Origin of the sequence: Bradyrhizobium sp. 215_C5_N1_1, from assembly GCF_052075935.1 — a bacterium.
GTDB classification, from domain to species: Bacteria; Pseudomonadota; Alphaproteobacteria; order Rhizobiales; family Xanthobacteraceae; genus Bradyrhizobium; species Bradyrhizobium barranii.
This window is the reverse complement of record NZ_CP197228.1, coordinates 5,935,335-5,948,615: the sequence shown is the minus strand read 5'-3', so window position 1 is coordinate 5,948,615 and position 13,281 is coordinate 5,935,335. Positions and strand designations below refer to the sequence as shown.

Annotated in this window: 13 protein-coding genes; 3 read left to right on the top strand and 10 right to left on the bottom strand. The window is 65.0% G+C overall.

Annotated elements, in window-relative coordinates:
- Positions 1-12: 12 nt before the first annotated feature.
- The 10 genes from AB7G19_RS28765 to AB7G19_RS28720 all read right to left on the bottom strand — a co-directional run bounded on the left by AB7G19_RS28765 (position 13) and on the right by AB7G19_RS28720 (position 10,368).
- Positions 13-753, bottom strand: a complete 741-nt coding sequence (locus AB7G19_RS28765) for an SDR family oxidoreductase (RefSeq protein ID WP_441268555.1) — start codon at positions 751-753, stop codon at positions 13-15.
- Positions 754-772: 19 nt separating this feature from the next.
- Positions 773-1,543, bottom strand: coding sequence for an SDR family oxidoreductase (locus AB7G19_RS28760; RefSeq protein ID WP_441268855.1), 771 nt, complete (start codon positions 1,541-1,543; stop codon positions 773-775).
- 15 nt (positions 1,544-1,558) lie between these two features.
- A complete protein-coding gene (locus AB7G19_RS28755) occupies positions 1,559-1,939 on the bottom strand; it encodes a carboxymuconolactone decarboxylase family protein (protein WP_441268554.1) in 381 nt (126 codons plus the stop codon).
- Positions 1,940-1,979: 40 nt separating this feature from the next.
- Entirely contained in the window at positions 1,980-3,215 is a 1,236-nt protein-coding gene (locus AB7G19_RS28750; protein WP_063984369.1) for an ABC transporter substrate-binding protein, read from the bottom strand.
- Between the two features lie 33 nt (positions 3,216-3,248).
- Complete coding sequence (locus AB7G19_RS28745; RefSeq protein ID WP_441268553.1) at positions 3,249-4,499, bottom strand: ABC transporter substrate-binding protein; 1,251 nt, start codon at positions 4,497-4,499, stop codon at positions 3,249-3,251.
- A 33-nt stretch (positions 4,500-4,532) separates the two neighbouring features.
- The gene (locus tag AB7G19_RS28740; protein ID WP_441268552.1) at positions 4,533-5,240 is read right to left on the bottom strand and encodes an ABC transporter ATP-binding protein; all 708 of its coding nucleotides are present in this window, start codon (positions 5,238-5,240) and stop codon (positions 4,533-4,535) included.
- Positions 5,227-6,999, bottom strand: coding sequence for a branched-chain amino acid ABC transporter ATP-binding protein/permease (locus AB7G19_RS28735; protein WP_441268551.1), 1,773 nt, complete (start codon positions 6,997-6,999; stop codon positions 5,227-5,229). The genes AB7G19_RS28740 and AB7G19_RS28735 overlap by 14 nt, the downstream gene beginning before the upstream one ends.
- Positions 7,000-7,001: 2 nt before the next feature.
- Positions 7,002-7,937 carry a branched-chain amino acid ABC transporter permease gene (locus AB7G19_RS28730; RefSeq protein WP_028147199.1) on the bottom strand — a complete coding sequence of 312 codons (936 nt, stop codon included), beginning with the start codon at positions 7,935-7,937 and terminating at the stop codon, positions 7,002-7,004.
- A gap of 112 nt (positions 7,938-8,049) precedes the next feature.
- The gene (locus AB7G19_RS28725) at positions 8,050-9,444 is read right to left on the bottom strand and encodes an MmgE/PrpD family protein (protein ID WP_441268550.1); all 1,395 of its coding nucleotides are present in this window, start codon (positions 9,442-9,444) and stop codon (positions 8,050-8,052) included.
- Between the two features lie 30 nt (positions 9,445-9,474).
- The gene (locus tag AB7G19_RS28720) at positions 9,475-10,368 is read right to left on the bottom strand and encodes an NAD(P)-dependent oxidoreductase (RefSeq protein ID WP_441268549.1); all 894 of its coding nucleotides are present in this window, start codon (positions 10,366-10,368) and stop codon (positions 9,475-9,477) included.
- Positions 10,369-10,594: 226 nt separating this feature from the next.
- On the opposite strand from AB7G19_RS28720, the gene AB7G19_RS28715 reads away from it, so the two are divergent.
- Genes AB7G19_RS28715 through AB7G19_RS28705 form a run of 3 tightly spaced genes read left to right on the top strand, consistent with a single transcriptional unit; the run spans position 10,595 to position 13,243 of the window.
- Entirely contained in the window at positions 10,595-11,971 is a 1,377-nt protein-coding gene (locus tag AB7G19_RS28715; protein ID WP_441268548.1) for an MmgE/PrpD family protein, read from the top strand.
- A 30-nt stretch (positions 11,972-12,001) separates the two neighbouring features.
- Entirely contained in the window at positions 12,002-12,388 is a 387-nt protein-coding gene (locus tag AB7G19_RS28710; protein ID WP_027575101.1) for a carboxymuconolactone decarboxylase family protein, read from the top strand.
- 21 nt (positions 12,389-12,409) lie between these two features.
- Complete coding sequence (locus tag AB7G19_RS28705; protein WP_441268547.1) at positions 12,410-13,243, top strand: N-acyl homoserine lactonase family protein; 834 nt, start codon at positions 12,410-12,412, stop codon at positions 13,241-13,243.
- Positions 13,244-13,281: the final 38 nt, after the last annotated feature.

The following is a 13,281-nucleotide window of genomic DNA, read 5'->3' as shown; positions in this document are numbered from 1 at the left end:
GGTTGGGAAAAGTCAGTACCGGTTTACAGGCAGAATCATCATTTCGGCAATTTGAACGTGCGCGGGCTGGTCCAGGGCGAAGACGATCGAACGGGCAATATCGGCAGGCTCGAGCGCCATCCTGAACTGGTCGAAATAGTCTTTTTCCTTCTGCCTGTCGCCGCGGTAGCGGGTCAGGATGATGTTGGTCCGGGTCAGGCCAGGCTGGAGTTCGGTGACCCGGATCGCGGTTTCCGCCAGCTCGCCCCGCAGCGTCTCGGTGAACATGTGGACGCCCGCCTTGCTGGTGCTGTAGGCGGCCATATCGGGGACGATGCGGACGGCGTTGATGGAGCTGATGTTGACGACATGGCCGGCGTTGCGCCTGACCATGTCGGGCAGGATCGCGCGGGTAACGCGCATCAGGCCGATCAGATTGGTCTGGATAATGTTGGACCAGTCGTCGGCGGAGCCGGCATCGAACCGCGTCCGCCCGCCGATATCGTGCCCGGCGTTGTTGATGAGGACGTCGACCGGCTTGAATTGCGCGGGAATGGCGTCCGGCAGGCGATCCACGGCCTGCCCATCGCTAATGTCGAGCTGGATCGGAAACACCGCGTTGCCCGCCGTGGACGCGAGTTCCTGAAGCGCCGTGGCGTCGCGATCGACCAGCACGACGCGGCGGCCGCTTTCCAGCAAGGCCTTGGTGATGGCGCGTCCCATGCCGCCGGCGGCACCCGTCAGCACGACGCTCTGGCCCGATTGTTCAGTCATCGCAACACTCCCAATGTTTTCATGCGACCGACCAGCCGCCGTCGATCGGCAGGCTGGCGCCGGTGATATCGTTTGCAGCGGGCCCACAGAGAAAGACGACCATGGCGGCGACCGCATTCATTTCGATGAAACGCTGCGTCGGCTGGCGCTCACCGAGATATTCCTTGGTCACGTCGTCGACCGGACGGCCGCTGTTCGACGCGATCGTTGCGATCTTGTTCAGGATCGCGGGCGTTGGCAGTGTGCCTGGGCAGAGCGTGTTGCAGGTGATGCCGCTCCGCGCCGTCTCGATCGCCACCGCGCGGGTCATACCGAGGATCGCAGTCTTGGTGGTGACGTAGTCGATGCGATCCTCGACCGCGCGGCTGGAATAGATCGAGCCCATGTTGATGATCCGGCCCCAGCCGCGCTGCTTCATGGCTGGCAGCGCCAGGCGGATCAAATGGAACGGCGCCGACAGGTTGACGGCCAGCGCCTGCTCCCAGCGATCGGGCGGAAACTGCTCGATGGCGGAGAAATGCCTGACCACGGCGTTGTTGACGAGGATGTCGATGGCGCCGCAGCGGTCGAGCAGATCGGCCATCATGGCCTCGATCGCCTCGCGCTGGGCGAGATCGGCGCCGGCCGAGACGACCTCGACGCCGAAGCGGGCGCGGAGGTCATCCGCGGCCTGCTTCGGCGCGACGAGATCATGAAGGACGATATTGGCGCCCGCGCCGGCAAGGCCTTCCGCGACGGCGAGGCCAAGGCCCGCGGTCGCACCGGTCACGAGTGCCCATTTGCCCTTCATCGTCGTCACGCTCCGTTATTTCTTGTCGAGCTCGGAGAAGACTTCCTTCGCGTTCCGGAACGCATCCACGCCGGCCGGCACGCCGCAATAGATCGCGACCTGCATGAAGACCTCGCGGATCTCCTCCTTGGTGGCGCCGTTGGCGAGCGCGCCGCGGACATGGGTTTTCAGCTCGTGCGGGCGGTTGAGCGCGCAGAGCATCGCCAGATTGAGGAAGCTGCGCGTCTTGCGCGTGAGGCCGTCGCGGCCCCAGACGTAGCCCCAGCAATACTCCGTGGTGAGGTCCTGCATCGGACGATTGAACTCGTCCGCGGATGTGATCGCCTTGTCCACGAACTCGTTGCCGAGCACGCTCTTGCGGATTTCGAGCCCGCGGTCGTAGGTCGCCTTGTCCATGTTGTTCTCCGTTTCTCTTTCGGGCGTTGTCAGTTCTCAGTCAGTTTTTGGGCCAGAACGGCTGCGCCAGCGCGAGCTGGGGCGGGAACACCGTCACCGGCACGCCGGATTGCCACTGCACGATGGTCATGCCGGCGCCGACGCGGCGGCCCTTCTCGTCGAACTTGATCTCGCCAAGCGGATAGTATTTCGAGGGGCCGGCATCCATGGTGCGCAGCGCCTCGCCGACGGCAACGCGGTCGGCCTTGCCGGCCTTCTCGAGCGCGTCCTTGATCACCCACATGTCGCCATAGGTGGAGATCGCGTTCTGCGTCATCCATGGCTCCTTGTAGCGGGTCTTCAATTCCGCGATCAGCGCCTCGTGGCCCTTGGCGCCCCAGCTTGCAACGCAGGTCAGCACGCCCTGGAGCAGTTCGGGGCTGACGGTTTGCAGCATGTCCGGCTCGGCGATCGCGATGCCGAACGAGATGGTTGGAATCTTGCCCTGGCCGAGGCCAAACTCGTTCATCTTCTCGAGCAGCAGCTTCGCGTCCGAGATCACCGTCGGCAGGAAGAACAGCAGATCGGGTTTCGCCGAGCGGATCTTCTGCACCAGCGACGTCGCATCAGCCAGCGGCGGCGTGAACGTCTCGTCGACGATCAGCTGCAACTGGTTCTCCGCCAGCAGGCCCTCGCGCATCGCCTTTGCGGAGGCGATCGAGGCCCCCGTGTTGTCGGTCAGGATCGCGACCGTCTTCGGCCGCTTGCCGGAGGCCGTCTCCGCCAGCTTGATGATCTGGGGCAACGCCTGCCGTGCCTGCGAACCTGCGGTAGCCGCGGTCTGGAACACGTATTTGAAGCCGCGGTCGGTGATCAGGTCGGAATAGGAGAGGGTGAGGACGGGCAGGCTGGCGCGCTCGGTGACTTCGGTCACCGCGAGCGTGAACGAGGACAGGTACGCGCCGCTGGCAGCAACCAGATCGGTCTCCTGCGCGACCATGCGCTGGGCGGCGTTCTTGGCCTTTTCCGTAGTGTCGCCGGAATCGAGCACGACCAGCTTCAGCTTGGCGCCGCCGAGGGCCTTGATGCCGCCTTGCGCGTTGATGTGGTCGACCGCCATCTCGGCGCCCTCACGCATCACCGTTCCCGGGCGGGCGTAGAGGCCGGAGATCGGCACCAGCAGGCCGACCTTCACCTCGGAAGGTTGCTGCGCCCAGGCCCGGGATGCGATCAGCGTGCCGGAGGCGCCGGCCAATAGCGTTCGCCGCGAGATCGTGAACTTGCTTTTTGCAGTCATGACAATTCTCCTCCCTGAAAAATCGCGCGGCGCTTAGGATTTCTTCGGCCAGAACGGCTGCGCCTGCGCGAGTTCGGGCGGATAGACGGTGACAGGCACGCCCGATTGCCATTGCACGATGACGACGCCGGCGCCGACGCGGCGGCCCTTCTCGTCGAATTTGAGCTGACCGCCCGGATAGTATTTCGACGGGCCGGCATCCATGGTGCGGAAGGCCTGTGCGACCGAATTGCGGTCGGCCTTGCCGGCCTTCTCCAGCGCCTCCTTCATCAGCCACATGTCGCCATAGTTCGAGATGACGTTCTGCGTCATCCAGGGCTCCTTGTATTTGGCCTTGAGCTCGGCGATCAGCGCCTCGTGACCCTTCGAGCCCCAGTTGGCGACGACGGTCATGATGCCCTGCACGGTCTCCGGGCTCACGCTCTGGAGCATGTCCGGCTCGGCGATGGTGATGCTGAACGACACCGTCGGGATCTTGCCCTGGCCGAGGCCGAACTCGCTGATCTTCTCCAACCCCAGCTTGGCATCCGACACTGCATTCGGCATGAACAGCAGCAGATCGGGCTTGGTCGAGCGGACCTTCTGGATCAGCGGGGTGGCATCCGACAGCGGCGGGGTCCAGACTTCCTCGACGACAAGCTGGAGGCCTTCCTGTGCGAGCAGCTTTTCCTTGAGTGCCTTGGCGGTGGCGACGGATGTCGCGGTGTTGTCCATCAGCATCGCCACGGTCTTGGGCTTCTTGCCCGACGCGTTCTCGGCGAGCTTCATCAGCGTCGGCAGGCCGAGCTCGGACTGGCGGCTCGCGGTCGCGGCGGTCTGGAAGATGTATTTGAAGCCGCGGTCGGTCAGGAGGTCCGAATAGGACAGCGTCAGCACCGGCAGTTCGGCGCGCTCGGTGACCTCGGTGACGGCGAGGGTGAAGGACGAGAGATAAGAGCCGGTGGCGGCGACCAGATCGGGCTCCTGTGCCACCATGCGCTGCGCCGCGTTCTTGGCCTTCTCGGTGGTGTCGCCGCAGTCGATCACCACCAGCTTCAGCTTGGCGCCGCCGAGCGCCTTGATGCCGCCCTGCGCGTTGATGTGCTCGATGCCCATCTCTGCGCCCATCTTCATCACCTGGCCGGGGCGGGTGTAGATACCCGACAGCGGGACGATCAGTCCGACCTTGACCTCGGCCGGCGCCTGCGCACGTGCCACGCCGGCGAGGCCGACGGCGGCGGCGCCCGACAGCACGGTCCGGCGCGTCAGTCCTTTTGATATGCTGCCCTTCGATGTCTTGTTCACCTTGTTGTCTCCCTGCTCTTTGTTTTTTGCTCGTCACATGCCGAGATAGGCTTTGCGCACGCGATCATCGGCGCGCAGCGTGTCGTTGTTGCCTTCGAGCACGACGTGTCCGGCTTCGAGGACGTAGCCGTGGTCGGCGGACTCCAGTGCTTCCGCCACGCGCTGCTCGACCAGCAGCATGGTCAGCCCGGACTGACGCCGGATATCGATCAGCCGCTCGAAGATGAAGTCCGCGGTTGACGGCGCGAGCCCCATCGAGGGCTCGTCCAGCATCAGCAGCTTCGGCGAGGAGGCGAGGCCGCGGCCGATCGCGAGCATCTGCTGCTGGCCGCCGGACATCGTGCCGGCGAATTGGTTGCGGCGTTCCTTCAGCACCGGCAGCCATTCGAAGATGCGCTCGATATTGGTTTGCCAGTCGCGCCGGCCGCTTTCGGTCATGGCGCCCATTTCGAGGTTCTCCATCACCGTCAGCGACGGGAACACCTGGCGGCCCTCGGGGACATGGGCGATGCCGAGATGGGCGCGCTGCGGCGGCGGCACTGCGAGCAGATCGACGCCGTCGAACGTAATTGCCCCGCTGCTCGGCTTCACGATGCCGGAGATCGTCTTGAACAGGGTGGTCTTGCCGGCGCCGTTAGGCCCGACGATCGCAACGAACTGGCCCGCGCCGACATTGATCGACACGTCGTTCAGGACGGGCTTGGCCGAATAGCCCGCGCTTAATCCCTCAATTCGCAGCATGGCCCGCCCACTTCTTGCCGAGATAGGCCTCGATCACCCGGTTGTCGCGCGTCACCACTTCGGGCAGGCCCTCGGTGATGACGGCGCCATGGTCGAGCACGAGGAATCTGTCCACCAGGCGGACCATCGCCTGCATGGTGTGCTCGATGATGGCGATGGTCATGCCGTCGCGTGCGAGCTGCTGGATCACGGCGACGACCTCGTCCGCCTCGCCGTGGCCAAGGCCCGCGAGCGTCTCGTCGAGCAGCAGGATGCGGGGCTGGCCGGCGATCGCGCGGGCGAGCTCCATCAGCCGCAGCTCCTTGGTCGAGAGTTCGCCGGCGACACGGTTAGCCACGGCGGAGAGCCCGACGCGGGCGACCGCGTCGGCGGCAAGCTTGCGGGCCTCCGCGTCGGAGCCGGCGCGCACATAGGCCCCCACCACGACATTGTCGAGGATCGACATGCGCAGGAATGGGCGCATGACCTGGAAAGTTCGCCCGATGCCGGCCTCGCAGATCACGTGCGGCCGTTGGCCGGACATGTTGCGGCCGTCGATCAGCACCTCGCCCTCGCTCGGTTTCAGGAAGCCGTTGAGGAGGTTGAACAGCGTGGTCTTGCCGGCCCCGTTGGGACCGATAATGCCGAGGATCTCGTTCTTGTGCAGCTTGAAGCTGACGTCCTGAACGGCTTTGAGTCCGCCGAACGAGCGCGAGAGGTTGCGAACCTCGAGCATCACCTCGCCGGTGGCCGCACGCTGCCGCGCGGCGGGCTTCAGCGCCGTGACGTTGGCGACGGCCGTTTCCGGAGTGTCGCTAGCCGTGGCCTTGGATGCACTTCGCTTGCGCAGGAGATCGCGCAGTTTCCAGAACAGGCCTTCCGGCGCGAGCAGGATGACACAGACGATCGCTAGGCCGAAGATGACGCCCTGAATGCCGGGGATGCGCGCACCGGCCTCCGCGTGCAGGATCTCGGCGAGTGGGATCAGGATCACGGAGCCGATGACCGGCCCCCACACCGTGCCGACGCCGCCGAACATCGCGACCGTGAGCGCCTGCGCCGACACCAGCATGCCGAACACCGATTGCGGGGTTACGACCAGCAGCACCTGCACATAGAACCCGCCGATGGCTGCGGCGATCGCGCCGCTCAGCGTGATCGCGCGCAGCTTCCAGGCCAGCGTGTTGATTCCGGCCGCTTCCGCCGCAGCCTCGTTCTGCTTGATCGCGAGCAGCGCCATGCCGAAGCGGGATCGCTCGATCACCTGCGTCAGCACGATGGTGGCAAGCATGATGGCCAGCCCCAGCAGCGTGTAGATGTGGGGATCGGAGAACTGCATATAGGCGATCGGCGCGTCACGTTTGATCGGAAGCGTGACCTCCTGGAAGCCGAGCCACTCGAACACGTAGAGAATGGCGAGCGGGTAGGCGAGCATCGCGAGCGCGAAGTAGTGGCCCTGGAGGCGGAAGGTCGGAAATCCGATCAATAGCCCGGCAATGCCGCCGAGCATGGCGGCCACCGGGATCAGCAGCCAGGGGGAGATATCAAAATAAATCTGCCCGAGCGCGGTCGCATAGGCGCCGATTCCGAAGAAAGCGGCGTGGCCGAACGAGATCAGCCCGGTGTAGCCGCTGAGCAGATTCCAGGACAGGCCGAACACCGCCCACACCGGCACCAGCGTCAGGATGAGCTGGTAGTACGAGTTGGTGACGCCGAGTGATATCCCGGCGTAAGCGAGCGTGAAGAGCAGGGGAGGCAGCAGTGAACGCATCCGGAGCATGGTCACGTCCTCTCGACCATGCGTCCGAAGAAACCTTGCGGACGGAAGAAGATGATGAGGAGGAAGACGGCGAAGATCGCGGCGTTCTGCAATTGCGTCGGCAGGATCAGCGTGGACATCTGCTGCACGAGCCCGATCGTCATACCACCCCAGAAGGCGCCGATGATGCTGCCCATGCCGCCGAGCACGACGCCGGCATACATGACGATCACGTATTCGAGGCCGACGAAGGGGTGGAACGGATAGTTGGTCGCGAGCAGGCCGCCGGCAATCGCGGTGATGCCGCAGCCGAGCGCGAAGGCCGTGCGGTGCGCGCGGTCGACGTCGATGCCCATGTAGGTCGCGGCGGTCGGATTGTCGGCCGCGGCGCGCAGCGACTTGCCGATCCGGGTGCGCGTGATCAGCAGCGAAAGCAGAATCATGATCGCGAGCGAAACGATCGCGTCGATGCTGCGCGCCTTGTTGAGGAAGATGCTGATGTCGAAGAAGGGAACGAACTCCCAGGCCGAGCTCGACAGCGGCGTACGGATCGAGGCCAGCACCGATCCGAAAACGATGAGGCCGCCATTCTGCAGGATCAGCGCGATGCCGAGCGTCAGGATGAGCTGGGCGTAATGGCCTTCGCCTTCCAGCGAGGCGGTACGTGTGCCCGAGACGCGCGAGATCAGGGCCAGATGGACGAAATAACCGAACACGGCGAGCACGGGTCCGGCCAGCAGGATGGCGACGAACGGCCCCACGGTGTTGCCGAACAGCGCCTGGATGCCGGCGGCGGTGAAGAGATAGAAGGCGGCATACATGCCGAGCATCATGAAATCGCCATGGGCGAAGTTGATGACGCGCATGACGCCGAAGATCAGGCCGAGCCCGACGCACATCAGGCCGTAGACGGCGCCGATCAAAAGGCCCGCAGCGAGCGCTTGAAAGAAGCCTTCCATCAGCCCCGCCTCCGCGCGGCGCGAGCGCCGGCTTGCTGGCGATTGTGCGCCGTCGGCACTGCTAGGCTGGTCTCCCGGTCGACCATGTTTCCCCCGTATTGTTTGGCATTTCTTATGATGCCGATCGTAAAACTCGTTCCGGCGCATCCAGACGACACTGCGCTGCGATGTCGCCGGCATTGCCTAGCTGCTCGCAGCCGTCGATGAGTTGCTCGAGCCGGTGCGCGCGATCGTCGCCAAGGACTCTGGTTGCGGCGGCGCGGAAGCGCGCACGAATATCTGAAGGCGTTGCGGCGATGACGTCGGGCAAAGCGTGCCGGATGGTCCGGCCGCTGCGCAGATGCACGGTCACCTCCGCGCCCTGCTTGCCGGGGAAGGCGGCGGTGAAGCCTGGATCTGCCCCGAGATCGGTGACCGCGACCAGGCGAATTATGTCGGCATCATCGAGTTCGGAATAGTTCTCTTCCTCGATCTCGCCCCGCGTCAGCGTCGCAGCAACGCTGAAGGGAATGCTCATCTTGGCCTGGAGCGCGTTGCGATAGGGCCCCATGGAGTCGCAGCCGGGATAGCGAACGGCGGCATCGGGTGCGCGAATGATGACGCGGTCGATCTCCTCAGTGCTGGCGAGCTCGTGCGAGACGCGAAGCGCTGCTTGGGCCGCGGTCTGCGCGAAATTGCAGGCCGGGACCGGCTTGTTGTAGACGGCCATGATCTCGCTCTCGCCATCGGGGAAGAGCGTGATGCTGTCGGGCGCGGCCTGGCGTCGATAGGCGGCGAACAGGCCGGCTTCACCCTCCAGTATGGTTTCCGAGCCGAAAGCGCCGGCTGCCGCAAGACCGATCGCCTTGATGGCGTTGCTGGCCGCAAAGCCCGGATGAAAATACATGTCGGAGCCGCCGGCATGCGGCCACTCGTTCAGCCCGCTGGATGTATTGGCCGCGATCGCGATGGCGCTGGTTGCCTGGTCCTCGGACAGGCCGAGCGCAAAGCTTCCCGCCAGCGCCGCGCCCGGAGGTGCGACCAGCCCAGTCGGGCGATAGAGGCGTGCGAGGTCGGAGGTCAGGAGCGCGCGGCCGATCCGCGCGCCGGTCTCATAGCCGATGATAGCGGCAGCGAGCAGCCTGGCTCCGTGCAGCGGCGTCTGCTCCGACAGCGCGAGCAACGTCGGCCAGATCACCACGCCGTGGTGCGCGATGCTGGCCGCATGCATGTCCTCGCGGACGAGGCCGTGCCCCATGACGGCATTGGCAAAGGCGGCATCGGCCGACGAGGAGAGTTGTGACGTCCCGATGATCGTTGCGTTGCCGCCGGCCTGCGCGATCGCAACCGCCTGACGGCTCCAGGGATGATGGCCGGCCTCGAAGGCGCAGGACAAGAAGTCGAGCAGACAGAGCTTTGCCTTCGCGACGACCTCCGGCCCGAAATCTCCAAGATCAAGCGCAAGCACGCTCCGCGCCATCTGGCGCGCGAGCGAGACCTTGCCTGATCCGGTCGGGCCGATCGTCATCGCAATCGCTCTCCCTGAAGGCTTGCGTGATCAGCCGCGCATCTCAACCCCGGCCCACTCCTCGAGCACCTTGGCGATCGAGGTGAAGTCGGACGAGGCGCCGTACTTGGCGTTGGTGATCGCGAGCATCTGCCGCACCACCGCGCCGCAGACCATCGGCACGCCCATGGCCTCGGCCTCGTCGACGCAGAGCCGGACGTCCTTGTAGGAGAGGCCGGTGGCGAAGCCGAAATCGAACGTGCCGGGCAGCACCGCGCGGGGGAATTTGTCTTCGGAGGCGCTGTTGCGGCCGCTGCTGGCGTTGATGATGTCGATCAGCACCTTGGCGTTGACGCCGCCCTTGACGCCCATCGCGACGGCCTCCGACGTGATGACGAGCGCCGCGGCCGCCATCAGGTTGTTGGCGAGCTTGGCCGTCTGCGCCACGCCGGGCTTGTCGCCGGTGTAGAACAGCTTGCCGAAATTCTTCAGGATCGGCTGCACGGTCTCGTAGGTCGCCTGCGGGCAGGACACCATCACGGCCAGCGTGCCGTTGACGGCGCCCTTGATGCCGCCGCTCACGGGCGCATCGACCAGCGTCATGCCTTTGGCCTTCAGGCCTTCCGCAACGATCTTCGCGGCGCCGGGACCCGAGGTCGAGAGATCGATGACGATCTTGGCGCGGTTGCCGCTGCTGATACCGTCTTGTCCGAGCGTGACGGCCTTGACGATGTCGGGCGTCGGAAGGCTGGCGAGCACGATGTCGGCGCGGGATGCGACGTCGGCCGGCGACTTTGCGAGCTGCGCGCCGCGCTTGACCAGCGGCTGGGTCGCCTCGGCTTGCGTGTCATATATGACGAGCGAATAGCCCGCGTCGATCAATCGCCCCGCCATGGGGCCGCCCATGCGGCCCGTGCCGATTACGCCGAGAATCTCTCCCGCCATCGTCTACTCCCTGTCGCGCGACCCGTGACGGGCGCGCCTTCTTGATCTCGTTGGTCAAACGCTTTCGCCGGCCGGCCTTCTCGGCCGCCGTCGTCGTGGCAGCGGGCTCCCGCGCCAACGGGCCGGATTGTTATGATTGTCAGACAAGCTGTCAAGCATAACATTTGGGGTCGACAGTTTGCCGCGGATCGTCATATGGTCCGGGAAAACGAGGAAGACGCCCCGCGTGCCGCAAGCTTCAATTCCGAGTGTGAGCAAGGCGCTCGCCGATTTCGTCGCGTCCTCGTCGTGGGCGGACGTGGAGGCGCAGAGCCCTGAGGCGAAGCGATCGATCCTCAATTTCTTTGCGACCGCGCTCGGCTCCGCGCGCGATCCGGTGGTCACGGCCGCGATGCGCACGCTGTCGCCATTCAGCGGCGCCGCGACATCGACAATCATCGGCCATTCGGAGTCCATGGACGCGCTGTGCGCGTCATTTCTCAACGCCATCTCGGCGAATCTGCTCGACTTCGACGACACGCACCCTGAAACGATCATCCATCCGGCCGCGCCGGTTGCCGCGCCGATATTGGCGCTGGCAGAGACGCGCAAGCTGACGGGGCGCGCGGTGCTGACCGCGTTTATCCTTGGCGTGGATGTGGAGTGCCGCATCGGCAACGCAGTCTCGCCGCGGCATTATGCGCGGGGCTGGCACATCACCTCGACCTGCGGGATTTTTGGCGCTGCGGCGGCGTGCGCGAAGCTGTTGGGACTGCCAGCGGAAGGGATTGCGAACGCGATCGGACTTGCGGCGAGCCAGTCGGCCGGCAATGTCGAGAATCTGCCAAGCGCCGCCAAGAATGTCAGCGTCGGCAATGCCGCGCGTAACGGGTTGTTCGCCGCGCTGCTGGCGCAGCAGGGCTATGAGGCTGCGCCCCGCGCTATCGAAGGTCCGCTCGGCTGGGCGCGTACCATGGGGGATGAGCCGGATCTCGCCCGCATGCTCGATGGCCTCGGCAAGACCTGGGAGATCGCGAAGAACACCTACAAGCCCTATCCCGCCGGCATCGTGTTCCATTCGGTCATCGACGCCTGCCTGCTGTTGCGCGAACGGATTGGCCGGCGCGTTGACCAGGTCGAGTCGGTGGCAGTGCAGGGCTCGGCACTGCTGCTCGCGCGCGGTGATCGCCCCGTGAACAACGAGCGCGATGCGCGCGTCAGCATCCATCATTGCGCGGCTTGCGGACTGTTGCTCGGCGCGGCCGGTGTGGCCGAGTTCGCGCAGGAGACCGTGGTCCGGCCCGATATCGCGCGGCTGCGGCAGAAGGTGAGGGCGGAGCTTGATGCTCAGATGCCCGATGGCGCTGCCCGCGTCACCTTGCGCCTTTCGTCTGGTGAAATTCTCACAGAGACCGTGACTTCGCCGCGCGGCAGCCAGGCTGCGCCGCTTTCAGACCGCGAGATCGAAGAGAAGCTGCGCGAAGGCGTGAGGACCGGTCGAAGCGACTGGGATGCGGACCGTGTCATCGATGCGGTCTGGCGGCTCGATGCGGCGGACGACGTCGCCACGCTGCTGCAATCACTGCGACCGCCATCGGAGTCGCGCCAAACAATTTCCAACTAGAAAATCTCTCAAGACCGGAAAGGGACGATCATGAGCAAGACCGAACTGTTCGAAAAGGGCCTCAAAGTTCGCAAAGAAGTGCTGGGCGAGGACTACGTCAACAAGTCGATCGCCGGTGCCGACGAGTTCACGCGCACGATGGCGGAGTGGTCGACCGAATTCTGCTGGGGCGCGCTGTGGACGCGGCCCGGCGTCGACCGCCGCACGCGCTCGATCGTCAATCTGGCGATGCTGGGTGCACTGAACCGCCCGCACGAACTGAAGCTGCACGTGAAGGGCGCCCTGAAGAACGGGCTGACCAAGGAGGAGATCAAGGAGATCCTGCTCCAGGTCGCGGTCTATTGCGGCGTGCCCGCCGGCATCGACGCCTTCCGCAACGCGCGCGAGGCCTTCAACGAGGTCGATGCGGGGTCCTGAGCCCGCTTGATTGGAGGCCCCATGGCTGACCCGGACTACGAGCTCTTCGCCATCCGCTATGCAACGCGGGATGCCCAGCGGAGCGAGCACTTCATCGGCGGCGACCCGCATGACGGGCCGATGCCGATGGACTATTTCATGTGGCTGGCGAGGGGAGGTGGCCGCACCTTCGTCATCGACACCGGGTTCAACGCCGAAATCGCAAGGCAGCGCAGGCGAACATTCCTGCGCTGCCCGGTGGAGACGCTTGCCGCGTTCGATATCGACGTGGCCGACGTCAAGGATGTGATCCTCACGCATCTGCACTACGATCACGCCGGCAATTTCGACCGGTTTCCGAATGCGCGGTTTCATCTCCAGGAGCGCGAACTCGCCTACGCCACCGGGCGCTATATGCAGTATCCGCGGCTGTCGCATTCCTTCGAGGTCGAGGACGTCTGCGGGATCGTGCGGCTGAACTATGCGCGCCGGGTGCTGTTCTACGACGGCGACGCCGAGATCGCGCCCGGACTGACGGTCCACGCGGCTGGCGGGCATTCAGCCGGTCTTCAGTTCGTCCGCGTCAACACGCGCCGCGGCCCGGTCGTGCTCGCCTCCGACGTCAGTCATTTCTACGAGAACATGACGAGCGAGCGTCCGTTCACGACGGCATTTCATGTCGGTGACATGCTGGTGGGCTTTGACAAGCTGCGAGCCGCGGCGCCGGACGCGGACCATATCGTTCCCGGCCATGATCCGCTCGTCATGAAGCTCTACCCGGCGCCAGGCCCGAATTTGAAGGGTGTAGCGGTTCGTCTCGACGTGGCGCCATCCAGGGCCGCGCATTCCCAGGACGTTCGGCAAGGCGTAGCGTAACCTAGGCTAGAAAAAATCGATTTTCGATTTTCTGTTGA